The 24,868-nt window shown below is 50.8% G+C and carries 22 protein-coding genes and 1 pseudogene; 12 read left to right on the top strand and 11 right to left on the bottom strand.

The features are described 5' to 3' along the window. From C2M36_RS07245 to C2M36_RS07260, 5 genes are all read left to right on the top strand, one after another. Positions 1-394, top strand: a 394-nt coding sequence (locus tag C2M36_RS07245) for a molybdenum cofactor biosynthesis protein MoaE (RefSeq protein WP_105254700.1), incomplete at its 5' end; no start/stop codon positions are given. Beyond that, positions 391-543, top strand: coding sequence for a hypothetical protein (locus C2M36_RS16795; RefSeq protein ID WP_158678872.1), 153 nt, complete (start codon positions 391-393; stop codon positions 541-543). The genes C2M36_RS07245 and C2M36_RS16795, both read left to right, overlap by 4 nt. Further along, positions 527-1,123, top strand: coding sequence for a molybdate ABC transporter substrate-binding protein (gene modA / locus C2M36_RS07250; protein WP_105254331.1), 597 nt, complete (start codon positions 527-529; stop codon positions 1,121-1,123). Before C2M36_RS16795 ends, modA begins: the two co-directional genes overlap by 17 nt. Next, positions 1,113-1,796, top strand: a complete 684-nt coding sequence (modB, locus tag C2M36_RS07255; protein ID WP_199883022.1) for a molybdate ABC transporter permease subunit — start codon at positions 1,113-1,115, stop codon at positions 1,794-1,796. Before modA ends, modB begins: the two co-directional genes overlap by 11 nt. Beyond that, positions 1,783-2,442: an ATP-binding cassette domain-containing protein gene (locus C2M36_RS07260; protein ID WP_105254332.1), complete on the top strand. Its 660-nt coding sequence runs from the start codon at positions 1,783-1,785 to the stop codon at positions 2,440-2,442. The genes modB and C2M36_RS07260 overlap by 14 nt, the downstream gene beginning before the upstream one ends. Positions 2,443-2,538: 96 nt before the next feature. On the opposite strand, the gene C2M36_RS07265 is transcribed toward C2M36_RS07260, so the two are convergent. The 3 genes from C2M36_RS07265 to C2M36_RS07275 all read right to left on the bottom strand — a co-directional run bounded on the left by C2M36_RS07265 (position 2,539) and on the right by C2M36_RS07275 (position 5,439). Further along, positions 2,539-2,994 (bottom strand): NfeD family protein, encoded by a 456-nt coding sequence (locus tag C2M36_RS07265; protein WP_105254333.1) that lies wholly within the window; start codon positions 2,992-2,994, stop codon positions 2,539-2,541. 16 nt (positions 2,995-3,010) lie between these two features. Beyond that, the gene (locus tag C2M36_RS07270) at positions 3,011-3,967 is read right to left on the bottom strand and encodes an SPFH domain-containing protein (RefSeq protein ID WP_105254702.1); all 957 of its coding nucleotides are present in this window, start codon (positions 3,965-3,967) and stop codon (positions 3,011-3,013) included. A gap of 218 nt (positions 3,968-4,185) precedes the next feature. Beyond that, a complete protein-coding gene (locus C2M36_RS07275) occupies positions 4,186-5,439 on the bottom strand; it encodes a glycerophosphodiester phosphodiesterase family protein (RefSeq protein WP_105254334.1) in 1,254 nt (417 codons plus the stop codon). 215 nt (positions 5,440-5,654) lie between these two features. On the opposite strand from C2M36_RS07275, the gene C2M36_RS07280 reads away from it, so the two are divergent. The 3 genes and pseudogenes from C2M36_RS07280 (at position 5,655) to C2M36_RS07290 (ending at position 12,666) form a co-directional block, all read left to right on the top strand. Beyond that, entirely contained in the window at positions 5,655-6,644 is a 990-nt protein-coding gene (locus C2M36_RS07280; RefSeq protein ID WP_234399113.1) for an LLM class flavin-dependent oxidoreductase, read from the top strand. Between the two features lie 350 nt (positions 6,645-6,994). After that, the gene (locus C2M36_RS07285; RefSeq protein ID WP_105254335.1) at positions 6,995-9,634 is read left to right on the top strand and encodes a glycoside hydrolase family 16 protein; all 2,640 of its coding nucleotides are present in this window, start codon (positions 6,995-6,997) and stop codon (positions 9,632-9,634) included. Between the two features lie 78 nt (positions 9,635-9,712). Further along, a pseudogene (locus C2M36_RS07290) lies at positions 9,713-12,666 on the top strand (TonB-dependent receptor). Positions 12,667-12,734: 68 nt separating this feature from the next. Here the strand turns inward: C2M36_RS07290 and C2M36_RS07295 are convergent. From C2M36_RS07295 to C2M36_RS07315, 5 genes are all read right to left on the bottom strand, one after another. Beyond that, positions 12,735-12,932: a helix-turn-helix transcriptional regulator gene (locus tag C2M36_RS07295; RefSeq protein ID WP_105254336.1), complete on the bottom strand. Its 198-nt coding sequence runs from the start codon at positions 12,930-12,932 to the stop codon at positions 12,735-12,737. Continuing rightward, on the bottom strand, positions 12,929-13,342 hold the full coding sequence (locus C2M36_RS07300; protein WP_105254337.1) for a hypothetical protein: 414 nt from the start codon (positions 13,340-13,342) through the stop codon (positions 12,929-12,931). The genes C2M36_RS07295 and C2M36_RS07300 overlap by 4 nt, the downstream gene beginning before the upstream one ends. Before the next feature lie 182 nt (positions 13,343-13,524). After that, positions 13,525-14,154, bottom strand: coding sequence for a glutathione S-transferase family protein (locus tag C2M36_RS07305; RefSeq protein ID WP_105254338.1), 630 nt, complete (start codon positions 14,152-14,154; stop codon positions 13,525-13,527). Positions 14,155-14,177: 23 nt separating this feature from the next. After that, positions 14,178-15,212: an NADP-dependent oxidoreductase gene (locus tag C2M36_RS07310; protein ID WP_105254339.1), complete on the bottom strand. Its 1,035-nt coding sequence runs from the start codon at positions 15,210-15,212 to the stop codon at positions 14,178-14,180. A 97-nt stretch (positions 15,213-15,309) separates the two neighbouring features. Further along, positions 15,310-15,897, bottom strand: a complete 588-nt coding sequence (locus C2M36_RS07315; protein ID WP_105254704.1) for a TetR/AcrR family transcriptional regulator — start codon at positions 15,895-15,897, stop codon at positions 15,310-15,312. A gap of 177 nt (positions 15,898-16,074) precedes the next feature. Here C2M36_RS07315 and C2M36_RS17110 point away from each other — a divergent pair, with 177 nt between their 5' ends. From C2M36_RS17110 to C2M36_RS07325, 3 genes are all read left to right on the top strand, one after another. Beyond that, a complete protein-coding gene (locus C2M36_RS17110; RefSeq protein WP_325050531.1) occupies positions 16,075-16,977 on the top strand; it encodes a metallophosphoesterase in 903 nt (300 codons plus the stop codon). Next, complete coding sequence (locus tag C2M36_RS17115; protein WP_325050532.1) at positions 16,937-18,142, top strand: 5'-nucleotidase C-terminal domain-containing protein; 1,206 nt, start codon at positions 16,937-16,939, stop codon at positions 18,140-18,142. The genes C2M36_RS17110 and C2M36_RS17115 overlap by 41 nt, the downstream gene beginning before the upstream one ends. Before the next feature lie 663 nt (positions 18,143-18,805). Continuing rightward, positions 18,806-19,072 carry a hypothetical protein gene (locus tag C2M36_RS07325; RefSeq protein WP_105254340.1) on the top strand — a complete coding sequence of 89 codons (267 nt, stop codon included), beginning with the start codon at positions 18,806-18,808 and terminating at the stop codon, positions 19,070-19,072. A gap of 200 nt (positions 19,073-19,272) precedes the next feature. Here C2M36_RS07325 and C2M36_RS07330 read toward each other — a convergent pair whose 3' ends face one another. Continuing rightward, entirely contained in the window at positions 19,273-21,285 is a 2,013-nt protein-coding gene (locus C2M36_RS07330; protein WP_105254341.1) for a spermidine synthase, read from the bottom strand. A 231-nt stretch (positions 21,286-21,516) separates the two neighbouring features. On the opposite strand from C2M36_RS07330, the gene C2M36_RS07335 reads away from it, so the two are divergent. Next, positions 21,517-22,956 carry a coniferyl aldehyde dehydrogenase gene (locus C2M36_RS07335; protein WP_105254342.1) on the top strand — a complete coding sequence of 480 codons (1,440 nt, stop codon included), beginning with the start codon at positions 21,517-21,519 and terminating at the stop codon, positions 22,954-22,956. Positions 22,957-22,966: 10 nt separating this feature from the next. Here C2M36_RS07335 and C2M36_RS07340 read toward each other — a convergent pair whose 3' ends face one another. Together C2M36_RS07340 and C2M36_RS07345 are read right to left on the bottom strand one after the other, a co-directional pair. Beyond that, positions 22,967-24,256: an aminotransferase class V-fold PLP-dependent enzyme gene (locus tag C2M36_RS07340; protein ID WP_105254343.1), complete on the bottom strand. Its 1,290-nt coding sequence runs from the start codon at positions 24,254-24,256 to the stop codon at positions 22,967-22,969. Positions 24,257-24,500: 244 nt separating this feature from the next. Further along, positions 24,501-24,692: a DUF3185 family protein gene (locus C2M36_RS07345; protein WP_105188797.1), complete on the bottom strand. Its 192-nt coding sequence runs from the start codon at positions 24,690-24,692 to the stop codon at positions 24,501-24,503. Positions 24,693-24,868 lie beyond the last annotated feature (176 nt).

Here is a 24,868-nt window from a genome sequence, read left to right on the forward strand (position 1 = left end):
TGACAGCAGTTGTGGTGCCGTCGTCAGTTTTGTCGGATTAGTGCGTGATATCAATCAGGGTGAGGCCGTTAGCGGCCTCACCTTGGAGCACTATCCGGGAATGACGCAAAAAAGCCTTGAAGCGATTTGCACTCGTGCTAAAGCGCGCTTTGAAGTGCCGCACATTGATGTTGTGCATCGAGTGGGGAGTTTAGCTCTCAATGAACAAATTGTTTTTGTTGGTGTTGCTGCAAGACACCGGGAAAAAGCTTTTTTGGCGTGTGAATATGTGATGGATCATTTGAAAAGTGAAGCGCCTTTTTGGAAAAAGGAGCAGCGCCAAGAGGGAGAGCTTTGGTTGGCGCAAAATGACAAAGATACTTTGGCATTAGCGCGTTGGGGTGAGTCCGAATGAGACTCTGGGCATTGTCTCTGTTAGTCATGATGCCGCTGATGGTAAAGGCTGAAGCGGACCCCGTACGTTTGGCCGTAGCCAGTAACTTTAAGTTACCGCTACAGCAACTTGTTGCCGCATACCAAGCTGAGCATGGCGGTCAGGTTTAGTATTTCGAGCGCGTCAACGGGGGTTCTGTACCAGCAAATAAGACGCGGCGCCCCTTTCGATATCTTCTTCGCTGCGGACACTCAGCGACCTGCGCTATTATTGCAACAGGGGTATGCGCGTGATACCCGCCACTATGCTCAGGGGCAATTGGCACTTTATAGTGCACAAAGGCCTATTGCAGAGGTGCTGAATGTCTTACCTGGTGACTGTCGTCTGGCTTATGCGAACCCAAAATTTGCGCCCTATGGCATCGCCGCGCAGAACATACTCGCTGACATGCCGCGTCTCCAAGCGTGTAAGGCCATTATAGCCGCTAATGTCAGCCAGGCTTTTCAGTTTACCGCTTTGAAAAACACCGATGTAGGCTTGGTTGCTTACAGTTTGGTGCTTGCCCAGAAAATACCAAAAACAGCGTATCAATTGCTGCCTCGTCAGCAAGCCCTGGTGCAGTCTCTAGCGTTATTGGGAGAGCAGCCGAATCCAGCCGCAGAGCAGTTTATCGAGTTCTTAACGACCCCCATTGCCAAGCAGATTCTGCGCCAAACGGGTTATGAACAGGTGGATGATTATGCTCAGTAACCTCGTCTATGACGCGCTCTGGGTGACCGTAAAGTTGGCGACTTTGACGACCTTGATTCTAATGTTAGTCGGCTTGCCTCTTGCTTGGTGGCTCAATGCCAGTCGCAGCATAATGGCCAGGGTTGTCGAGTCTGTGATCACTCTTCCTCTTATTTTACCTCCCACCGTGTTGGGCTTTTATCTGTTGGTGGCCTTTTCTCCTGACTCCTTTATCGGCTCACAATTTAGTGCACTTACGTCGCGACCTTTAGCCTTTTCTTTTACTGGGATCTTATTGGGCTCGTTGTTGTATTCGCTGCCTTTTGTTATCGGTCCACTGCAAAGTGCATTTGCCCAGTTTGATCATCGCTTAAGCGAAATGGGCCGCTCCCTGGGTTATGGTCGCTTGCAAACCTTTATCAGGGTCACCTTACCCGTATGTAAACACGGCATTATGAGCGCGACGCTATTGTGCTTTGCTCACACCGTGGGTGAATTCGGTGTGATTTTGATGATAGGTGGTAACATCCCAGGGGAAACGCAAGTGCTCTCAATCGCGATTTTTGATGCTGTAGAAGCCATGGATTATGACGCGGCTCACCGTATGTCATTGGGTCTCTTTGTATTTGCCATTATTACCCTAACCTTTATTAATATCTTAAAAGGAGGCGGGCAAAAACATGCTGGTCATTAACTGTATGCTCGCTCGGGGGGAGCAACGCCAACGCTATGAGATCAATACGGGGAAGGTGCACAGTGTGGGGATCACCGGCGCGTCAGGTTGCGGAAAAACGTCATTGATACGAATCCTGGCGGGTTTTGAGCCCCGCGCGGTTGGACGTGTGGAAGTGGCAGGACGGTGTTTACAGGACTCACAACAGGGTGTCTTTGTGTCGCCTGAGAACCGCCGGGCTGGGGTGGTCTGTCAGGATTCCTGTTTATTCCCTCATCTTAATGTGCTGAAGAACATATCTTTTGGCAATAAGCAGGCAAACCCGGCTTTGTTGTCAGAGCTAATATCGGTGTTGGAGTTGGAAAATTTATTAACACGCAAGCCGCACCTTCTTTCTGGCGGTGAACAACGGCGTGTTGCCATCGCGCGGGCTATCTATAGTGAGCCCGATTTTTTATTGTTTGATGAGCCGCTGACGGGTATCGACATGCGTTTGAAGAAAAAGATATTGGATTATTTACGCAGGTTGCAACAGGGTGGGGTATCACTGGTTTATGTATCGCATATTAGCGACGAGTTAAACATCTTGTGTGAAACACAAGTGTGCGTTGAACAAACCAGTATTTCAGCGTCCACCTCAGCCTTGCTAGAGTGTGGTATTAGTTAGCATCGCCATAAAAAAAGTACGAACTCACCGCGATGTGTTCGTACTTATCTTTATTGCGTGCGCTTCTTCGCGCAGGTCAGGTGTGCAGCGGGGGAGTTATTCAGACGCTTCCACCCACATCACACCCACTTCTTTTTTCACCACCTTGACCAAGGTGCCAGCACTAAGAGGCTGCCTACTTTTAAGTTTCCAGGTGATACCAGAGTAGACGTAATGGGCTAAGCCCTCATCGTCTACATCTTCTGTTAGCGTAAAGGTTAACTCGGCAAAGTCAGAGTGCACTTCGGTGCTGTCGCGTTGCTCCTGCATGCGCTGAAGTGGTTTCCAGAGCAAGAGGGCTAAGGCTGCAGTGACCAGGGTGTTACTCCACAGTGCCGTGGTTAACGAGCTATCCAGTAATGAAAAGTTCATCATGAGCCCGGTGGCCAACAGCGACAGACCCAATAACAGCAAAATAATGGTCGACATACCCAGCACCGCGACCTCCACGATAAGGGCAAGTACGCCCAAAATCATTAAGGCTTCGGCAAGGTTGTTGGTGATGAACTCCATAATACTCTCCTATACGTTAACTAACTTTTTGTTTGTTATTAAGGGAGTTAATGATGGACATCCCTTGGGCTACCAAAGAGCTCGCATCGGTGCCGCTTTCAGGGAGTAACACCACTGACGATTCGCGGGCGATGGCTTCTTTGGCGGCGATGGCCTTGGTAGCCAGGTCAAGCTGGATGGCTTTTTGACCCTGTTCGGTATCGGCGGCAGCACCGACCTTAAGCAGGGCGTCGGCTTGGGCTTCGGCCACGGCGATAATGGCCTGGGCTTCACCCTCGGCTCTAAGAATTTGCTCGGCCTTTTCCGCTTCAGCGGCCAGTACCTGTGATTGTTTTTTACCTTCGGCCACATTGATAGCGGCTTGACGATCACCTTCGGATTCAAGGATTTGCGCACGTTTTACACGCTCGGCCTTCATCTGTGCTTCCATCGCTTCCATCACAGAATTTGGCGGCACTATGTCTTTAATTTCATAACGCAGCACCTGAATACCCCAGGGCTCTGAGGCCTGGTTGATTGCCGCGACGATATTGGTATTGAGCAAGTCACGTTCTTCAAAGGTTTTATCTAGCTCCATTTTACCCAGCTCGGAACGCATGGTGGTTTGCGCCAATTGGGTCACGGCGAATACATAGTCATCAACCCCATAGGTTGCTTTGTACGGATCAAGTACTCGGAAGTACAACACGCCGTCTACGATAAGCGAGATATTGTCTTTGGTGATTGCAGACTGCGACGGAACGTCTTGTGCTTGCTCTTTTAGGCTGCGATCGGCGGCGATGCGGTCGATAAAAGGAACGATAAAGTTAAGACCGGCTTCTTTGGTGGACTGATACTTACCAAAGCGCTCAATAAGCCAGGCGCGGTTTTGTGGAACGAACTTCACGCTGCTTTTAAGTAGCACAATCACGAAGATCAGTAGAAATGCCTCAACGGTGAATAGCATGTTGAGGATCTGCGAAACGGGGTCCATATTACTCTCCTTAGAAAAGACCGAAATTAGGGCGCTAGCTAGTTGTTGATTAATAAAGCGCCGCTTCAAGCCTACCATTGTGTCCCTAATAGCGCCATAAAAATATAAACTTTACCCTAATAATTAGAGGCTTAAGTCGGTTTTGCGTCATCAGTTAAAATGGCATTAAACGGCCTACTGAGATATTTATATTGGTGTGTACTTACTTTTAATCTTCTTTAATTTTCATCCGCTGCAAGCAGACAATTGGCGTAATAGGTGGTGGTGGCCGGCCAGTCGCTAAAGACGGCGCTCACGCCCACTTCTTGCGCCAGCACATCCAGTACCTGCATTAGCACACCGTCATTGTTTACCGCCTCGGTGATTGACTGATAGTACCATCCGCCGCCACCTTCTAATGGACCTGAGCGCTCCAGCGACCAGGCAATGATCTTTAATCCCGCATTCTTAGCGGCCTTGGCATAGGCCGAGGGCACTATGTTGTTGTCTGTGTCTAAATCAAGCAACATCCAGATTGGCGGCGCGATCATTTCTATACCCTGGTTAGCCAGCTCTTTCATGTTGGGCGACCAGCTGTGCGGCTTGCGATGATCGAAATGTACGCCATTTTCACGGCCATCCAGGTATACCGCCTGACTTGCAAAATCCGGGTGGTGGTTGAGCCAATAAATCACATCATCGCGGTTAAAAGACTGCGGCCACACCAGGCTAGGAGGTACCTGAGCCTGGCGATATTCCTCGATCATTTTGGCGGCGTAATCCCCTTGCGACATGCCTTTAAACGGCATCTTGACCTTGGGTGCTTTAAGCTCAGGCGTCATTTGCACGCCCAGCTCTTTAAACAAGGCAATGCTCTCTCTATGGGTCATCAGTGTGCCCTGGATGGCATAGAGGTCGGTGCGCCAGTCGGCGGTGCCGCGCAGATAGTCTTCGACGTTCGTGGCGTGCTCGTTGGCGCCATCCATTTTCCCCTTTAAGGTTTTAAACTCCGCCAGGGTGATATCGCTGGTACAGCATTTGGCGCTGGCCGGTTTGAGCGTGGAAGCCGGTGTAAAAGGCTCAGAGCATTTGGCCGCCAACTCGGTTTGCAAAATATTGGTGGTGGTATGCAGGTCGCATTGAGAGTGGCGACAGACCAGCTCCTTGTCGGCGGTAAAGGTGACATCGCATTCGAGTGTACCGGCACCCATGCGTGCCGCAGCCAGGTAGCTTTCGCGGGTATGTTCGGGAAATTGCAGCGGCGCTCCACGATGACCGATGGAAAACGCATGGGCCTTGAATTCTTTGTCGCCACAGGCGAGCAGTTTGTCTTTGAGCGCACTGGGCGCCATGGCATCGACGAGCGCATAGGGGCGGGGGCCGAGCTGAATGTGAGTATCTGCTGCGATAACTGCTGATGAGGCGTTAGCGCTTGGGAGAACGTACGCCAAAGCCAACAAGGCGAAAAGTGTAGTGATGAATGCGACGCGCATGAGCTTGTTCCCATCGTAAATAGTCCCGATCATAGCCCCTGACCTTGTTAATTTTATGACACTTCTATCTTAGCCTAAGCCTAGGGAGAGCGTTGTGGCATTCATGTTGAAGATTGATGCCGATTTAGCCACAAAGATGTGTTTGTAGCTGTCTAAATGTGAGCGAACAAAGCTGTTACTCTACCCTTCTGACAACTTTCAACGGCAGTGAATACATGATGGCAAAATTACCCCCTTTAAGCGTGCTTGACCTGGCTCCCGTGGTTCAGGGGAGCTCGACCCGCGATGCGTTCATGCGCGCAAAAGAGCTGGCGCAACATGTTGAACGCCTGGGCTATCAGCGTTTTTGGATGGCAGAGCATCATAATATGCCCGATATCGCCAGCGCCGCCACCTCAACCTTGTTGGCCTATATTGGTGCTCATACCGACAAGATACGCATAGGATCCGGCGGCGTGATGCTGCCCAATCATGCGCCCATGGTGGTGGCGGAGCAGTTTGGTACGCTGGCGACCTTATTTCCGGATCGCGTCGACCTTGGTATAGGTCGCGCTCCGGGTAGCGATGGCGCCACTACCCATGCGCTGCGTCGCGATCCGAGCGCGGCGGAAGATTTAGAGCCGCAAGTCGATGAATTGGCGTATTTCCTTGGGGATGCCAAGCCCGGGCAAAGGGTACGCGCCTATCCCGGAGTCGGTACCCAGGTGCCCTTATGGTTGTTGGGCTCGAGCACCTACAGTGCCCTGTTGGCAGCGAAAAAGGGGCTGCCCTTTGCATTTGCCTCGCATTTTGCCCCTGATTTTATGATGCGTGCCATTGAATTGTATCGCCAGCAGTTTCAACCGAGCCAACAACTGGCCGAGCCTTATGTCATGGTGGCGGTGAACGTGATAGCCGCCGATAGCAATGAGGAAGCCGAGTTTCTGGCTACCACTGGGCAACAAAAGTTTGTCAGCATGCTGCGAGGGCAAGAGGGGCTAATTCCGCCACCAACCGAGAATATGGATATGATTTGGACCGCGGCGGAGCGCCAGCAGGTAACCCATATGTTGCGCGAGTCCATCGTTGGCCATCAGGACAAGGTACACGCCGGGCTACGTGGCTTACAGGCACGTACCGGCGCCGATGAAATCATGATTAACGCCATTCTTCATGATCAACACGCCCGTTTGCGCTCCTACGAGCTGATAGCTCAGGGTAACTGAACAATCCCAAAGCCAGGGGAGCATCGCTCACACGCGCTTACATATTTCCCTGCCAATAATGGCCAATTAAAAACAACCACTTGATTAATTGGCCATTTGTTCCATAACTCACACTGCAGTTCAGCTAGCTTTCCGGTCTATTTATAATCACTTTTAGATATTTTCTATGTTAAAAAAACATTTACTTTGTTGACGTTTTAACAACCTTACAATACTCTATGAAAGCGCTTACATTCTCAGTGCTTTTTATTTGCTTGATTTTGTAAGCGCTTACAAATTAGCTGGTTTCAATAAAAACTAATATATATCAGCTAGATACTAACAAACACATGATGTTAGGGTTCAACGCAATGAACAAAGTAAAAACACACATAACGCAACTAGCCATGGCACTCTCGGTAGTCGCATTGGCAGGGTGCGGTGGCTCAGCCACAGATACCAAGATTGATACCATTGACCCAAGTGAACCCGTTTCAGATTGGGTCATGGTATGGGAAGATGATTTCAACGGCGATACGATCGACGAGGGTAAATGGAACTTCGAAGTAGACTGTGCTGGCGGCGGTAACAACGAGAAACAGTGTTACACCGACAGTGCCGAAAATGCTTTCGTTGCCGATGGCATTCTGAATATCGTTGCGTTGCCCGCAGATGAAGGTGCCGCAAAACCCTATACCTCGGCACGTCTTAACACGCGCTATAAAGCAGATTTCAAATATGGCCGTTTTGAAATGCGCGCGAAACTGCCAAGCGGTCAGGGCTCATGGCCAGCATTTTGGATGCTGCCAACCGATGAAGTATATGGCGGCTGGCCACGTTCAGGCGAAATCGACGTAGTCGAGTCGGTTAACCTCAAAGTACCTACCGATGATGGTGTAGAATCCAATATCTACGGCACATTGCATTATGGTCGCGAATGGCCAAACAATGATCAAAGCGGTAAGGCCTATACCTTCCCTCAAGATTCTAATCCAGCGGATGGTTTCCACACCTATGCAATTGAATGGCAAGAGGGTGAAATCCGCTGGTATGTAGATAACTACCTCTACGCGACGCAGCGCCAGTCTGAATTACTATACAACTCAAAAGGCGAAGCGCTGGCGCTTAAACACCGGGGTTGGTATTCAGAGTATTACGATCAGACAACCGGTGAGTTGCAAACCCACTGGGATTCGAGTCCTTACGATCAAACCTTCTATATGATCTTGAACTTCGCCGTGGGGGGCGATTGGCCGGAGAATGTAAACCAAACGGGTATCGACGCGACTGCGTTCGAAAATGGTCAAACATTCGAAGTCGACTATGTTCGCGTCTATGAATGTGCGCAAGACCCGGATACAGGCAAAGGCTGCGAAACGGTTCGTCCAGGTTACGATGACTTGAACGACGCACTGGTTGAAGGTAAAGCACCTGCACCAACCCCGCCAAGTGATGGCACAGTAACACCCTTAACTATCTTCGATGGTAGCTTCAACCCAGATTGGCCGGCATGGGATTGCTGCGGTGGTTCAACGCCGGGTCTTGTTGCAGATGCCAACCGGGGTGACGTTGTTGAGTTTAATGTGGGTGCAAGCCCGACGGTGAATGGTTTTATCAGCCGCGATGCCTTTATCACAGATGAAAACGGTGAAGCGGCGCCATTTGATGCCAGTGGCATGCTAGAAGACGGTTATGTGCGTTTTGACATGCAAGTCACTTCGTTGCCAAGCACGCCAGATGCGCCTTGGCTGTTCAAAATTGAAAGCGATGGTGGCGCAACCGCAGTTGAAGTGAATCTAAACACCAGCACCGAAGGCCTTGATCCAGTCGCCGGTGAGTGGCAAATCTACACCTTCCCACTGCAAGCGCTATCGGATGCAGGTTTGAATGTATCGCTTATCGATGTGGTAATGATCTTCCCAGCCTGGGGTCAAGGTGAAGGTGCGGTTTATCGTGTTGATAATGTCGAGATCACCAATGGCGGAGGTACTCTTCCTTCACTCACCTTATTCACGGATGAAACCAACACCGATTGGCCGTTGTGGGACTGCTGTGGTGGTTCAACGCCGGTTGAAGTGGTCGATGATGAGGCTCATGGGGTCACGGCCGAGTTCTCTATTGGCGCCAGTCCTACTGTTATGGGCTTTATCAACCGCACCGAATTTGGCGGCAGCGGAACACAATTCGATGCAACACCGCTTGTGGACGACGGCATGTTGCAGTTCGAAATGAAAGTCACATCGCTGTCAACGACGCCTGATGCACCCTGGTTGCTTAAACTGGAATCAAATAACGGTGAAACAGCGGTTGAAATGAACCTTAATACCAGTGTTGAAGGTGCAGACCCAGTTGCGGGTGAATGGCAAACCTACACCTTCCCGATTAATACCTTGCTGCAAGCCGGCTTAGATGTAAGCGCCATTGATGTGGTGATGATCTTCCCAGCCTGGGGTCAAGGTGAGGGAGCCATTTACCGTGTGGATAACGCCCGTATCTTTGCGCCAGAGCCGCAAACTGACCTGACCTTATTTGCCGATAATGTGGCCGAGCAATGGAGTATTTGGGACTGTTGTGCCGGCAGTACGCCAACCGTGGAGACGGACGACGAGGCACATGGTGCTGTCGCCGAGTTCCAAATTGGTGCGACGCCAACTGTCATGGGTTTCCTCGCTGCCGATGGTGTGTCTTTTGATTCATCACACTTGTTGTCCGCTGGTGTGATACGTTTTGAAATGAAGATCGTATCAAACGCAAGTAACCCAGATGCGCAGTGGTTGTTCAAAATTGAATCCAACGATGCCGGTCAAGCGGTAGAGCTACCATTGAGCGCAAGCCAAGAAGGTGTCGAGCCGGTAGCGGGTGAGTGGCAAACCTATACCTTTACGCTCGCGGATTTACTGAGCGCAGGTCTTGATATCAGTGCAATCGACGTTGTCATGGTGTTCCCTTCATGGGGCATGGGTGAAGGTGCGGTGTACCGCATCGATAACACAGTGATTGCGAACCCTTAAGCAAGGGTGACAACAGGCCATGGGTGCCGATGAGCGGCACCCTCATTACATGACATTAAATTGCAAAAGCAGGTAATCATGAGAAGCACACAATTTATAAAAACACCGCTTGCAGCGTCGGTAGCGATGATCCTGACTGCGGGAATGGGCAGCATCTCAAATGCACAGGCGTTTGAAGAACAGCAAAGTACCGAAGATAAAATCGAAGTCATCGAAGTCAAAGGTATTCTTGGCAGTATGATCCGTGCAATGGATATGAAGCGTCAGGCAACCGGCGTGGTGGATGCCATCTCTGCGGAAGAAATGGGTAAGTTCCCGGACACCAACCTAGCCGAGTCTTTGCAGCGTATCACCGGGGTATCGGTAAGTCGCTCAAATGGTGAAGGCAGTGAAATCACCGTTCGTGGTTTTGGTCCCGAGTTTAACCTGATCACCCTCAACGGCCGTCAAATGCCGGGAACGGGTTATACCCGTTCATTTGCATTGGAAAACATCGCAGCGGACGGTATTAGTGCCCTTGAGGTGGCCAAATCTGGGCAGGCCGATGTGCCAAGTGGTGGTTTGGGAGCAACGGTTAATATCATAACAACGCGTCCATTGCAGCGCCCAGGCGAGCAGTTCAGCTCGTCCCTTAAGGCCAATCACGATACTTCCAACGAAGAGGGCGACGATGTAACCCCTGAATTCTCGGCGATGTACAGCAACACCTATGCGGATAATTCGCTGGGTTTTGCCGTGTCGTTTTCACACCAGGAGCGTGATTTTCAACAGCAGGCAGCCAATATTCAAGGCTGGCAAGCGAATGTTGATTTACCAACACTCGCAGAAGGTGAGTTCATCGATCCACGCGCGGTAGACGGCGAAGGCAACCGCATCGGGAACCACTTCTTCCCAAAAGACATGAACTACAGCATTGCCAATGTTGAACGTGAACGAACTAACGGCCAGGTCACACTGCAATACTCACCGGTTGATAGCTTGGTTGCGACTCTCGATTACACGGCAAGCAGAGCAATCACCGGAACTAACACGGTTGGTTGGGGTATTTGGAACGAGTTCGGTGGCAATATCAACAGCTATGAACTGGATGAAAACGGTACCGCCTTGTATGCCGATATCAGCGGTAACGACGGTTCATTCACCGCCAGCCGTAACACCACAGAAGTGGAAGCGCGCTCAATTGGTCTCAACCTTGAGTGGCAAGTTAACGACCAGTGGCAGGTTGAATTTGACTACCACGACTCAAAAAATGAAACCGACAATGGTGCCGACGATGGTTTAGGAGCTGATGGCCAGATCATTCTGGGCTCTGATCAACTACGCAGTAAAGTGTACGACTACCGCAGCGGTGAAATTCCGCATGCTTACGTTAATTGGAACAATGGCACGACCGTGCTTAACCCCAGCGAGATAGACTCAAACTTCAGTCAGTTTATCTATTCACCAGGTGAGTCCAAGGTTGAGCAAGCTCAACTGCACGCCGATTGGTTAAACGACAGCTTTGAAATTCCGTTGGTGAAAGTGAAGTTTGGTGCCGCTCATACCAAACAAACCATGGGTGGTTTCACCGCCTGGAGTGGTCTGCGTGGCGGCCCTGGCTTTAACCCGTCCTTCACCGAAATCTTCCCGGACGGCATGTTCACCTAAACGAAACCGGTGATCTGCTGGATGAATTCGCGGGTGGCGGCAGTGCCTTGCAGCCAAACTATTACTACACCTTCAGCTTTGAAGAAGCCTTGGCGCGCCAGCTGGCGTTTTTAACCGAAGACCTTCTAGGTGATAACTACTACTCCATTGACCCCTTCTTCGATGGCATCGACAGTGAGAGTGAAGTGGAAGAGAAAACGCAAAGTTTTTACGTCAATACCCTGTGGGAATTTGATGTTGCCGATTACTTTGTGCAAATCAACGCGGGCTTACGCTATGAGGAAACAGACGTCACCAGCACCGTTCGTCAGCGCGTTGAACAGCAGGTTAACTGGGTCAGTGCGTCTGAGTGGATCATGCAATACGAAGCCGGTGGCAGCGACAACTTCTACACCGAAGAGGGTAATTATGACATCTGGTTGCCCAATATTGATGTCAAAGTTGAGCTAACAGATGAGGTGGTTGCCCGTGCGTCTTGGGGCAAAACCATGGCCCGTGCGCCCTTGGGTGACTTGGCGGGTGGACGCAGCCTGACGGGCAGTCCAAAACCAGGTTCACGTACTGGCGCTCAAGGTAACACCAACCTCTTGCCATTTGAGTCAACAAACCTCGATTTGTCGCTTGAGTATTACTACGGCGAAGGTAGTTACGCCTCTGTTGGTTACTTCAAAAAAGACGTGGATAACTTTATTCAAAGACAGATCACCGAAACCACCATTGATGGTCTGTATGACATCCTCAATGGCCCGCGCTATCAAGAGGCTGTTACAGCCCTGGAAGCGCGCGGTGAGCAAGCAACGAGCGATGCTATTTTCAATGAATTACTGGCGCTTGGTTACGGTAATGCAGATGGTGCCATTGAGCCCAACAGCTCGGATCCCTTAATGGTGTGGAATATCACCCAACCACAGAATAGCGACAGCAAGTCAGTTGATGGTTTTGAGCTTGCCCTACAGCATGTGTTTGGTGAGACGGGGTTCGGCCTGGGTGTGAACGCAACCTTTGTTGATGGTGACGTTGAGTTTGATGTTGACAGCCTGACGCAACAAGCGCCGCTTTATGGTTTAAGTGACTCTGCTAACCTGCAGGCTTTTTATGATAAGAATGGCTTGTCGGTCAAAGTGACATACGCATGGCGTGACTCGTACTTGATTGGTGTGGGTCAGTCACAAGGCTCAGCGGATGCACCTCCTCAGTTTGGTGATACCTACGGCCAGTGGGACTTGAGCGTGAATTATGACATCAACGAGCAAGTCACCGTGTTCTTCGAAGGCATTAACCTCAATAACGAAACAGAGCGAGGCTATGGTCGTTATGAAGAGCAGTTCTTATTTGCTCGTCAGTATGGCCCACGTTACAGCATTGGTGCGCGTTATAGCTTCTAAGCGCTATACTGCCCAACGATGAGAGAACCAAAGCCGCTCAATTGAGCGGCTTTTTTGGCTGGCGCAATTCACACGGATTCATCCTCAAAAATCTCTTCAATTTGCAGCTCAAACAGCCGCGCGCATTTAAAGGCCAGGGGTAGGCTTGGATCAAACTTGCCTTTTTCTATGGCGTTTACGGTTTGCCGGGAGACACCCAGGGCATTCGCTAGGTCGGCCTGAGTCCAATTGCGCTCGGCACGCAGTACCTTTAAGCGATTTTTCATCTGTATCTCCACATGCCGATAATAATGGCGGCTATGTAGGCCAGGGCCATAATAACGATTAACACGCTAATATCCGCCTCCTGCTGGATCACCCCAAAACTCGATAAGTAACTGTAACTGCTGCCCGCGACTATGCCGGTGCCTGCGGTGATCGCCGCTGCTTCAATTTGTACCTTCTGCTGCAGCTCGTCGAGGGCCTTCAGGTGTTTGATGTAGGCGCGGATCATCTGCACCCCAAGGAGCAGGTTGATCACTATGGCAATCAGCGACAGGGTGATGTTATCTGTCCATAACAATTGGTGACCCAGGGTCGCCAGTGCCGCCGAGCCAACCCAGGCTCCCGTCCATATTGCCAGTTTCTTGGTGGTGTTGATCACCGCTGGTCTAGAATCAAGTTGCTCACAGGTCATAAGTCTAACTCCTTTGTCTAAAAGTCATGTTTGCTTTACATTTAAGTTAGGCTTGGATTGTTTTTATGTCAAGGGTATTTTACATAAAGTCATCAATAGATGTCTTTGGAAGGGACCGTATTGGCGATAAAAAAGGGTAATTGTTGCCAATTACCCCTTGGGTGTCGTTGTACTAATCTGCGCTAACTTACCGAGGTATCCAGCTCGGCCTCAACCGCATCGGCCTTATGAAAGGCGGGGTGTGTGGCCAGTTGCTCGCTATAGCGTTGAAGGTTGGCGTATTGCTCAATTAAGCCAAACTTTTGCAGCATCTCAACGATAAAAGACATCATGATATCGGCGCCGGTCAAGCGCTCTTCCACCAGGTAGGTTTTGCCTGCCAGGCTGGCGTCAAAGTAACTCATCACCTTATGGGTTTCGATATCCGCATAGCCGTCGAGAAAATTCATCTTGGCACCGTCTTTATTGACAAACATCTTAAGCAACAGGGGTAAAATCGCTGAGCTTTCGGCAAAATGCAGCCACTGCTGGTATTGTGTATAAGCCTGAGAGCCACGCGCTGGTGCCAGCTTTTGGGCGCCATATTTGTCAATCAGGTAGTCGGTAATGGCACCGGACTCGGTGATCACCTGCCCCTCATCTTCAATCACCGGCGATTTGCCCAGCGGATGGATGCTTTTTAGCTCTGGTGGGGCCAAAAATGTCACGCTATCGCGCTGATAGGGCACAACCTCATACGCCAACCCCAGCTCTTCGAGCAACCAGATAATGCGTTTAGAGCGAGACTGGTTAAGGTGATGTAGTTTAATCATATTTTCTTCCTTATTGCGCAATATTAAAGAGGATCGTTAACTTTAATGACCAGCTTGCCGAAGTTTTTCCCTTCAAGTAAGCCCATAAAAGCCTCGGGTGCATTGTCCAGCCCGGTCACGATCTGCTCCTTATACTGGATGTGGCCTTGCGCCAGCCATTGGCTCATATCATTCGCAAATTCATCGTAGCGATGGCCGTAGTCATCAAAGATAATAAAGCCCTGCATCTTGATGCGTTTGATCAGCAGTTGCCCCATCAATAATGACAGGCGATCCTGGCCTTGTGGCAGCTCGGTGGCATTGTATTGAGAGACCAAACCGCACAGTGGCACTCGGGCGCCGGTGTTCAGCAGCGGCATTACCGCATCGAATACCTTGCCGCCAACGTTTTCGAAGTAGATGTCGATGCCCTGGTCGCAGGTTGCTGCCAGTTGCTCGGCAAAATCGTCGGCATAGTGATCGAGACATTTATCAAAACCCAATACCTCTTCGGCATAACGGCATTTTTCCGCACCGCCGGCAACGCCGATAACGCGACAACCCTTAAGCTTACCGATTTGCCCTACGGTGGCGCCCACCGGGCCGGTTGCTGCGGCCACCACCAGGGTGTCACCGGCTTTAGGTTGACCTATGTCCAACAGCCCCATATAAGCGGTAAAGCCGGGCATGCCCATAACGCCTAAGGCGTAAGAAGGGTGAGCGGGGTTTTTACCCAGCTTGATCAGATCCTTGCCATCGGAGATGCCATAGTCCTGCCAGCCGGTGTAGGCCAGCACCCATTCACCCGGTTCAAAGTCGCTGTTGTGTGATTGCTCAACCTGGCAGACGGTACCGCCGACCATCACGTCATTGACGGCCACCGGCTCGGCGTAAGATTCGGCGTCGCTCATGCGCCCACGCATATAAGGGTCGAGTGATAAATACACGCTGCGTAGCAGAATTTCGCCTGCTTGCGGCTCGGGTTTAGCACTGGTTTCTAAGCGAAAGTTAGCCGCCGTCGGGGCGCCATGGGGACGTGATGCCAATACGATGCGGCGGTTTTGGGTTGAAGCTGACATAGGTGTTCTCCTAAATTTAAATATTGATTAGACCGGTCGTCTAGTTTTCGTTGCAAAAAAACCGCCAAACACATGGCGGTGTAATTTCATTGCCGGGCTAGTTACCCTGCAATAGCTGTTTGGTGTTTTCCAGGCACTGTTTTAGCCCGGCTTGGTCCTGATATAGCTTGTTCAACAAGCTGGCACCAATCCATAGAAAATAGATTTGCTGTGCACTTTGCTTGGCATTGGTGGCCTTAATTGAGCCATCGGCCACGCCGCGTTCAATGCATTGGGCTATGGTATCAACGATTCTATCGGCACCGTTTTTCAAGGCTACACGCATGGGTTCGGACAGATCCGATACCTCCGCACCTAGTTTAACGATCAGGCATTTATTGGCATTGCAGCTGCCCTTATCCTGAGCCAGCCACAGCTCAAAATACTGGATCAGTGCCTGATAGCCGCTGAGCGCCGGGTTGCCAAGCAGCGCGGTGATGGCTTCGAGGTATTGGCTAAAATAATCCTGGATCAGCGCCTCGCCAAAATGCTCCTTCGACTTAAAGTAGTGATAGAAAGAGCCCTTGGGCACATTGGCGGTTTTTAACAGCTCTGAAAGGCCAACGGACGTAAAGCCCTTGCTGACGATAAGCTCGTAGCCGACCTTTAAAATATGCTGGCGTGTGTCATTGGTTTTTGCGTTCATGGCGTGCATCATAAACTCGATTAGACCAGTCGTCTAGTGCTTTTGTTGAAGCGCGTATTTAAAAAGGTGTGGAGCGGCGTCTCGATAACATTTTGATACTACTTTTTCATCATAAATTCATAAAGCCTTTTTAGGGTGATGGGGCAATCTTCATTTTCAAAAAACTATGGAACAAGTATGAAAACGCCCATCAATAACAAGCACTTATTAAAATCCACCCTGGCATTAGCCGTTGCTCTAAGCCTCAGCGGTTGCAGCTCAAGTAACGACAATGACGATGACCAAGACATTGGCGTGAGCCCTTCAGCCACGGTGAGTTTGCGGGTCATGGAAACCACAGACATTCACATGTATTTGTCGAACTATGATTATTTTGCTCAGGCGCCATCGGAAACCCTGGGGCTGGTTAATACCGCCACCTTGATCAAAGAAGCCCGTGCCGAGGTGCCTAACAGTGTCTTGGTGGATAACGGCGACCTAATTCAAAACAGCCCGTTGGGCGACTATGAAGCCCTGGTGCGCAAGGACGATATTCTCAATGGCGCGACTCACGTGGCCTATAAGGCGATGAATCTATTGGACTATGACGTGGCTAACCTGGGCAATCACGAATTTAACTTCGGCCTGGAGTTTTTAGATGCCACCTTGGCGGGAGCCGACTTCCCTTATGTGAATGCTAACGTGTACGTGGATGATGGTGATAATGATGAGAGTAACGATCAAAACCGCTACACGCCTTATTATATTCAAGACAAAATCGTCTTCGACAGCGATGGCAACGAGCAAACCGTTAAAATCGGCTACCTGGGGCTGACACCGCCGCAAATTATGCAGTGGGACAACGCCCATTTGCAGGATAAGGTGATCGCCAAGGATATCGTCGCCACCGCCGAGAAGTTTGTGCCGCAAATGAAAGAAGAGGGGGCCGATATTGTTATTGCCATTCCTCACTCAGGGTTAACCGCCAGCGCCTATGAAAGCATGGCCGAAAACACCGCCCTCTACCTTTCTCAGGTAGAGGGAATAGACGCCATCTTATTTGGTCATAACCACCGCGTTTTCCCCGGCGATGCCGCCTAATGATGGCTTTGAAGAAGCGGGCATAGATAATGTCAATGGCACTCTCAATGGCGTGCCCGCGGTGATGCCGGGCTTTTTCGGTAATCATCTGGGTATTATCGACCTGGAGCTGGAGCCCACAGAAAACGGTGGCTGGCAGGTTGCAAGTTCGGCGGTGAGCAACCGCGCCATCAGCACCAAGGATGCAGAAGGCAACTTTGTCGACCTGGCCGAGGCCGATGGGGAAATTGCCGCGGCCATCGAGCTTGAACATAAGGCCACCATCGACTGGGTGAGTGAGCCGTTTGCGAAGATCTCTGCACCCATCTTTAGTTTCTTCGCCCTGGTACAGGACGACCCGTCCATTCAAATCGTTGCCGATGCGCAAATCGCCTGGGGTAGCGCCTTTATTCAGGGCACCGAATTAGATGGTTTGCCGGTACTTTCGGCGGCAGCGCCGTTTCGTGCCGGGCGCAATGGCGTGGAGGATTACACCCATGTGAAGGCGGGCGACATTGCAATGCTCGATACCGTCAGCCTGTACGTCTTCCCCAACACCATTCGCATGGTGAAGGTATCAGGCGGTGACGTAAAGGAATGGCTAGAGCGCTCCGCCGGTCAGTTTAACCAAATCGACATGAGCACCAGTGCCGAGCAAAACCTGCTCGATACCAGCTACCCTACCTTTAACTTCGATATCATCGACGGCGTCACCTTTGAAATTGACGTAACCCAGCCTAAGCGTTATGACAACGAAGGCGTGCTTATTAACCCAGAGAGCTCGCGCATCGTTAACCTGCAGTATCAAGGCCAGGCTATCGATCCTGAGGCGGATTTTTTGGTTGTGACCAATAACTATCGCGCCAGTGGTGGCGGCAACTTCCCGGCCATAGATGGCAGCAGCCGTGAAACCTTTGAAGGCCCGGATGAAAACCGCGGTGTGCTGCGCAGCTATATCATCAGCGAAGCGGCTAAATCGCCAGAGACGGGGTTAGATCCTTCCGCGGACAACAACTGGCGCTTTGCCAAGGTCAGCACAGACACGCCACTGAATGTGGTGTTTAGAACCTCACCTTTGGATGATGTGGCCGCCATCGCCGAAACTTTGCCGGCCGTCACACCGACCTCACCGCTTAAACTCGATGAAAACGGCTTTGCCCTCTATCGCATCGACTTACAGCAATAAGATGTTATAACCTGCCAAGGCCAGTGCTTATGCTGGCCTTGAATATACATTTGCTTAATTCTTCCAATCTAACCACCGCTCATAAACTTTATTGCTTGTAGCTACTTGCTGCAGTCTCGCACCACAAGAATATGTTTAGATGGGTGTCCAGGTTGTTTCAGTTTGGGTGGGGGGATGATTACCTATGGGTATGCGTATCAGAATCCGATTAGTTATTTTGATTCGTTGGGTCTAATTTTTTTTCAGCTAATATGATTGATGGTATTTCAGGTGCTGCTGGAGCATTTACAGCTTCTATTATAGAAACGAGAGACTGGCGAGTGGCTCTTGCCTTTGCTGGGGTGAATGGAGTGATTGGGTATCATACAGGCCCGACTATGGCCTACGTATCTATCGGTGCGATAGCAGCTGGAGCGGAAAAGTCAAAACCGAATTGATGTGCTGCAGTTGTAGGCTTTGGCGCAGGCGCCCTAGCTGGTGCGCAAGATGACTTTTTGTCTAGCACCGCAGGAGGTTTAACAGGAGGAATTACAGCTCCATATGTAGACTTTGAATCAACGTAGTATAGTAGGAAATGGGCTCAATAATTTTATTAAGTCAGGCTTTGTGGGTTTAGTTGGGGCTTAGTGTCTGATTTTACGAGATGGGGATTGGAGAAATATAATGAAGAGTCTGGTCGTTGTAAGTGCGAAGTGGATTAAGAAATTATTGATTTATTTTATGCTCATGGCTTTGGCATATTTTTTTATAAAGACATTCAAGTATATGGAGGTTGTTTCTTGTGATTACTTCCCGAGTCAATGTGATTTTTTTGGAAAAATTTCATTTGTACTTTTAGGTGTTTGCCTTGTTGTTTTTGTGCTGATACCTACGGGGAGGTTGTTTGGCTCAGAAAGGGAACGAAATGATAAACAAGAAAATGGTAAATAATAAAATCTTAATTTTTAAAAGTTAATGTGGAAAAAGGGGTCAGGTCTTGCATTGTGCATCTATTTAAAGGCTGGCTATATTTAGAAAACTGAATCGCCACTCATTTCCTTGACATCTTTTTTCTGAAAATAAAGTAAAAGCGATAAATAAAACAATGACGCAGTCTTTGTTAGCCCTGCGCCATTAAACATCAAACAAGCCTACTCACCCATAAACTTCATGGCCTGCAGCAGGTTGCTGTAGTCGTCGCGCCATACAAAGGGTGCTGTACTGCTGGGCCAGGGGGACTCGCTGGCACGGTAGGGCTCGAGTTGGCCCTTATCTCGGCTTAGTAGCACCCAGCGTACATCATGACCATGGCTTTGTTCGGCCTTGGCCTCGCCATAGAGGATGGTTAAATCGAATTGTTGCGCCAAGCCTCGCATCAGGGGGGTGAGATCCAAATGGGTATTGGAGATATGCACCGCCAGAATGCCGTCTTCTTTAAGCTGGGTTAAGTATAAGGCCATGGCTTCTTGAGTCAGCAAATGCATAGGGATGGCGTCGCCGCTAAAGGCATCGAGCACCAGGGCATCAAACACCTGTTCCTGCCCCTGCGCTTGTTGTGCGCTTAACGTGATGCGGCCATCTCCTAGCACATAATCCAACTTGGCCTGGGAGTTATCAAGGTAGCTAAATTGCGCCTGGGCCGTGGCCAGCACATTGGGGTTAAGCTCATAGAAGGTATAGGTATCTTTGCTTTTACCGTAGGCCGCCAAGGTGCCGGCACCCAGGCCAATAAAGCCTACATGGGAGCCATTCGGTAGGTCTTGCAGTAACTGCCCTACCAGGGTTTGGTAGCGGTAATAGCTTTGTGGCTCGCCTTGGCCTTCACCTTTGAGTACCTCCACGCCATGGGTGGTGGTGCCGTCGATCAGGCGGCGCTCGGTGCGCCCTTCAATGTTTACTTCGGTAACGGTTAGTAGGCCATAGAAGTTACGCAGTCGCTCAATGTCGTTACTTTTAAACTGGCCATCGAGCCAAAAGAACAAGAGTCCAGCCAGAGCCACTGTGCCCAGTGCGCTGCCACCTAGCAAGGGGGCTCTGTGGATGCCTTTATCACTGACAACTCCCCAGGCAAACAATACCAAGGCGGCGCCTATGGCCAAGGGGTATTCGTAATACAGGGTAAATACCTGCGGTGCGACAAAAGTGATAAGCGCCGTGCCCAGCGCGCCACCTAGGGCCATCACCAGATAAAACTGGGTCAGGTATTCGGTGCTGGGTTTGGCATGCACCAGCTCGCCATGACAGATCATACAGGCGGCAAACAGCACCAAGGAGTAGAGAATCACCTGGCTGACGATATCGAACTGGCTGCCGATAAAGAATAAGAAGCAGGAGATAAAGGCACAGACCGCCAGCGCCGCCAGCCAGAAAATACGATGATAGGCTTTGGGCGAGTGGAAGCACAGCACAAAGGTCAGCAGATACAGTGCCAGCGGTAACAACCATAAGAAGGGCACAGGCGCCACGTTTTGGGTCATGGCATTGGTGCTAGCTGTGAGCACCATCACGCCGCAGCCGCTAAGCAGCAACCACAACAGCCATTTACCGTGAATACCGCCGCGAAAGGCGCTCTGTTCTGTGCTGCCAAGGCGCTTGGCCTGATTATAAAAGCGTGCCATATAGGCATAGAAGGTGGCGGCAAAGGCCACAAATAAACCGCTCCACAGCCAGGACTGATCCCCTAACCCGAGCCAGGGCTCCACCGCGAATGGATACGAGAGCAGGGCCAAAAAGGAGCCAATATTGGAATAACTATAGAGCTTGTAGGCATGCTCATAATCCACCTTGGCCTGCCAGCTTTGCATCAAGGGCGCCGTGGCAGCCAGGGCAAAATAAGGCAAACCCACGGCCATCGCCAACTGGGCTAACACGCCCAAGGCGGGGGCGTCGCTCGGGGCGCCGAGCGCCTGCGTGCCTATGGGCAGGGCAATGGCTCCGGCTAGTAAAACGCCACCATGGACGAAAAACTGCTTTTTCAACGCCAAGCGGCTTGAGATAAGGTGCGCATAACCATAGCTTGCGAGCAGAAATGTTTGGAAAAACAACAAGCACGCCGTCCAAACCTGAGTGCCGCCGCCAAAGCTGGGCAACAGCATCTTGGCCATGATCGGCTGGACTTGGAAAAGTAAAAATGCGCTTAAAAATACAAGAATAATCGCAAGCATGGCGATAGCCGCCTCAATAGGGTGAAAAACGCGGCAAATGTAGCACAAATAATGTTTCTGGCGCAGAGGTTTGCCATGCCGAAGTAAAATTAACTGCTAAAAACACAGGCCTGATCGTTATTTTCAATCACTTGATGTATAACAAGGGGTACGACACCCAAAGACCGGTCACGGCCTTTACCTTAAAAGTTAGGTAAAACAAGCGACTGGTCAATCAATGCGCGAGTCTTTATGAATATTGAAAACAATCTTCTTCACCAGCACACTCAGGTTGCTCAGTTGCAACCCCTGTTTGAAGCGCAGTTGAGGGCCTTTAACAACAATAAATACCCGGCCGTCGACGAGCGAAAAGCCCAGTTACAGGCGCTCAAAAAAGTGATGCTGGCCAAGCAGGATGAGCTGGTTGCGGCCATTAGCAAAGACTTCGGTCATCGCAGTGAAGATGAAACCCGCCTGTGCGAGGTGCTGACCCTGGTGGAGGCTATCGACTCCACCATTAAACACCTTGCTCGCTGGTGCAAGCCCTCGGCTCGTTCAACCGCGCTGATTTTCCAGCCGGCAAGCAATAAGGTGGTGTATCAACCCCTTGGGGTGGTGGGCATTATGGTGCCGTGGAATTACCCTCTATATTTAAGTTTAAGCCCGTTAATTACCGCCATCGCCGCCGGAAATCGCGTGATGCTTAAGCTGTCCGAGCATACCCCTTACTTTAACCAATGCTTAGCGGCATTGTTGGGAGAGGTATTTAGCGAGGAGCAGGTGGCGGTGACTACCGGCGTTGCCGATGTGTCTACGGCGTTCTCGCAATTGCCCTTTAATCATTTGTTTTTTACCGGCTCAACCGCCGTGGGCAGGTTGGTGATGCGCGCCGCGGCGGCCAACCTCACCCCGGTGACGCTGGAGCTGGGCGGTAAATCCCCGGTGATTATCGGCGATACTATCGACCTGGATATGGCCGCCGAGCGCATTTGTTTTGGTAAATCCCTGAATGCCGGCCAGACCTGCGTGGCACCGGATTATATTCTTTGCCCCGAGCATAAAAAGCAGGCTTTTATCGCCGCTTATCAAAACGCCTTTGCTCGCATGTACCCCAGCATTAAAGACAATCCGGATTACACCGCCATTATCAATGACGGCCAATACCAAAGATTGCAGGCACTGCTGGAAGAGGCCAAAGCCGCGGGGGCGAGCTGCACCACTATTAACCCAGCCAAGGAGGACTTTAGCGGCAGCAGGAAAATGCCGCCGGTGCTGATTGACAACGCCGGGCAAGATACCCGGGTGATGACCGAAGAGATTTTTGGTCCCTTGCTGCCCATTGTGAGCTATGAGTCCTTGCAACAGGCCGTGGACTATATCAACGCGCGTCCGCGACCCTTGGCACTGTATTTATTCAGCTTGGATAAGAATGAACACGCGCGGGTTATTCAGGACACCCACTCCGGCGGAGTCTGTATCAACAACACCATGACCCATTTGGCTCAGGTGGATTTGCCCTTTGGCGGCATCGGCGAGTCGGGCATGGGGCACTATCATGGTTTTGAGGGCTTTCAGACCTTTTCCAAGGCCAAGGCGGTACACACCCTGGGTAAGCTCAATGGCGGTAAGCTGCTTTACCCGCCTTATGGCCGCAGCATTCACCGACTGTTTTACAAACTCTTTGTTAAATAGGCCCTCAATTTTAGGCCAGTGCCCGGATCTCCGCCAACGCCCGCTCTATCTCCTGCTCATTGTTCAGCAGTGAGGGGGCAAAGCGGGCATGGCTCTGCCGATATGGGGTATTGCTCATAATAATGCCGCGCTGATGCAGGGTCTCGACCACCTTTTCCGGTGCCATTCCCGCCACATCAAAGCATACCAGGCCGGAGGAAAGTTCTGAGTTCACCGGGGTGTGGAGAGTGACATGCCTCATCGCCGCCAGCCCTTCCTTGGTCTGGCGATTGAGCTGATGGATACGACTTTGAACCCGAGCCTTGCCGAGCTGCAAATGCAGCTTAAAGGCTTCGGGCAGCGCCCAACGATGCTCAAATGAATGGAACCCGCCCGGGGTCATATGCTCACCAAGGGGCACCTGATCTTGGGTCATATTCCCTAACCACACCTCGTAGGAGGCGCTGAAACTGGGGATCACTGGGGCTACCTGTTGCCAAGCTCTCTCCGTGCCCCAAACCACGCCGGTGCCGCGCGGGCCGAAGATCCACTTATGGGTGCCGGCAATAAAAAAGTCGCAGCCAAGTTGGCTCACATCCTGATCTTCAATGCCAAACCCATGCACGCCATCGACACAAAACAATATCTCCGGATTGACCTTACGAATCGTTGCCGCCATGGCTTTAATCGGCAGTTTTACCCCGGTAGAGGAGTGCACCCAGGTCACCGCCACGACCTTGGTTTTTTTGCTCAGCGCCTGGCTGATTCGGGCAACTATCTCATCGATATGGGCATTGGCGGGGTTGTCATACAGGCTGACTCGTTTCACCACGGCGCCGCAGCGCTGCGCCTTATGGGCTAAGGACAAATCGGTGGAGTAGTGATCATGAGTGGTTTGTACTATTTCATCGCCGGCGGCCAGCTTTAAGCCGTTGTAGACCATGCCCAGCCCCATGGTAGTGCTGTCGGTCAGGGCGATATTGGCGGCTTGGCCGCCCATGTAGGCAGCTGCGGCCTCGGCAATTTCCTTGTCTATGGTCATAAAATGGGCGTGCCAGTAGTCGGCGGGGTTTTCATCAAAACGCTGCCTATGGTGGGCGATGGCATCGCTGACCGGTTTGGGGTGCGAGGCCAGTAAAAAGGTGGCAAGCTGAATATAGTCATGGGTGAGCGGGAACAGCTTGCGCAGGGCCACCCAGTCGCCGGGCGCGATGGGAGCCGAGGCATTTGTTGTCGGTTGCTCGGCAAATGCCGTTTTTGGTGCCAACAGGCTAATGGTTAACAGGCTGGAAAGTGAGGATAAGAATTGCCGTCTTAACATGGGTGAGCTCCCAAGTGGCGGTCTGCGAGCGTAGCCCGGGTAGCAATAACCGCGTGTAGTAAGGCTGAAGTCTAGTTCAAAAGGGCATTGCTGGCTATTTAATGAATTGTTTAAGCGGCGGGACACGATGCAGAATAAGGGAGATAGGTTTTGCTCTCTCTGCAGGGGATAACTATTTTATTTTTATGTGTTTAAATCGCGATCCGCTGGCGAGCCACTGGCGAACCAATGACTCGCTTTGTGTTTACTTTAACTTAAACACACCCACGGCGACACAGATGGCACCGCCGACCATGCCCAGCCAGGCTTCAATGGGTGTTTCGCCGTTAAGAGAGCGGGTTAGCTGCGCTTCTACCGCGTCATACACGTTATAGCCCCAGGCAACCAGCGCCACGCCGATCACAATAAGAATAATGCCGATAATTTTTCCGTTCATAATGACCTCTGTTTGTTTTTATTCAGAATAAGGACTTTTCCACCTTACACCGAAAAATCGCCAATTGCATGTTTTCGTTCCTAAAGTAATACATTTATAGGCACTTATCCGACATTGTGCGAACTTAAATGGAATAAAGCGCAATAGGGGCTTGCAAGATTTAGATGCTAAAAAAG

Origin of the sequence: Pseudoalteromonas sp. T1lg75 (assembly GCF_002964705.1) — a bacterium.
Taxonomy (GTDB): domain Bacteria; phylum Pseudomonadota; class Gammaproteobacteria; order Enterobacterales; family Alteromonadaceae; genus Pseudoalteromonas.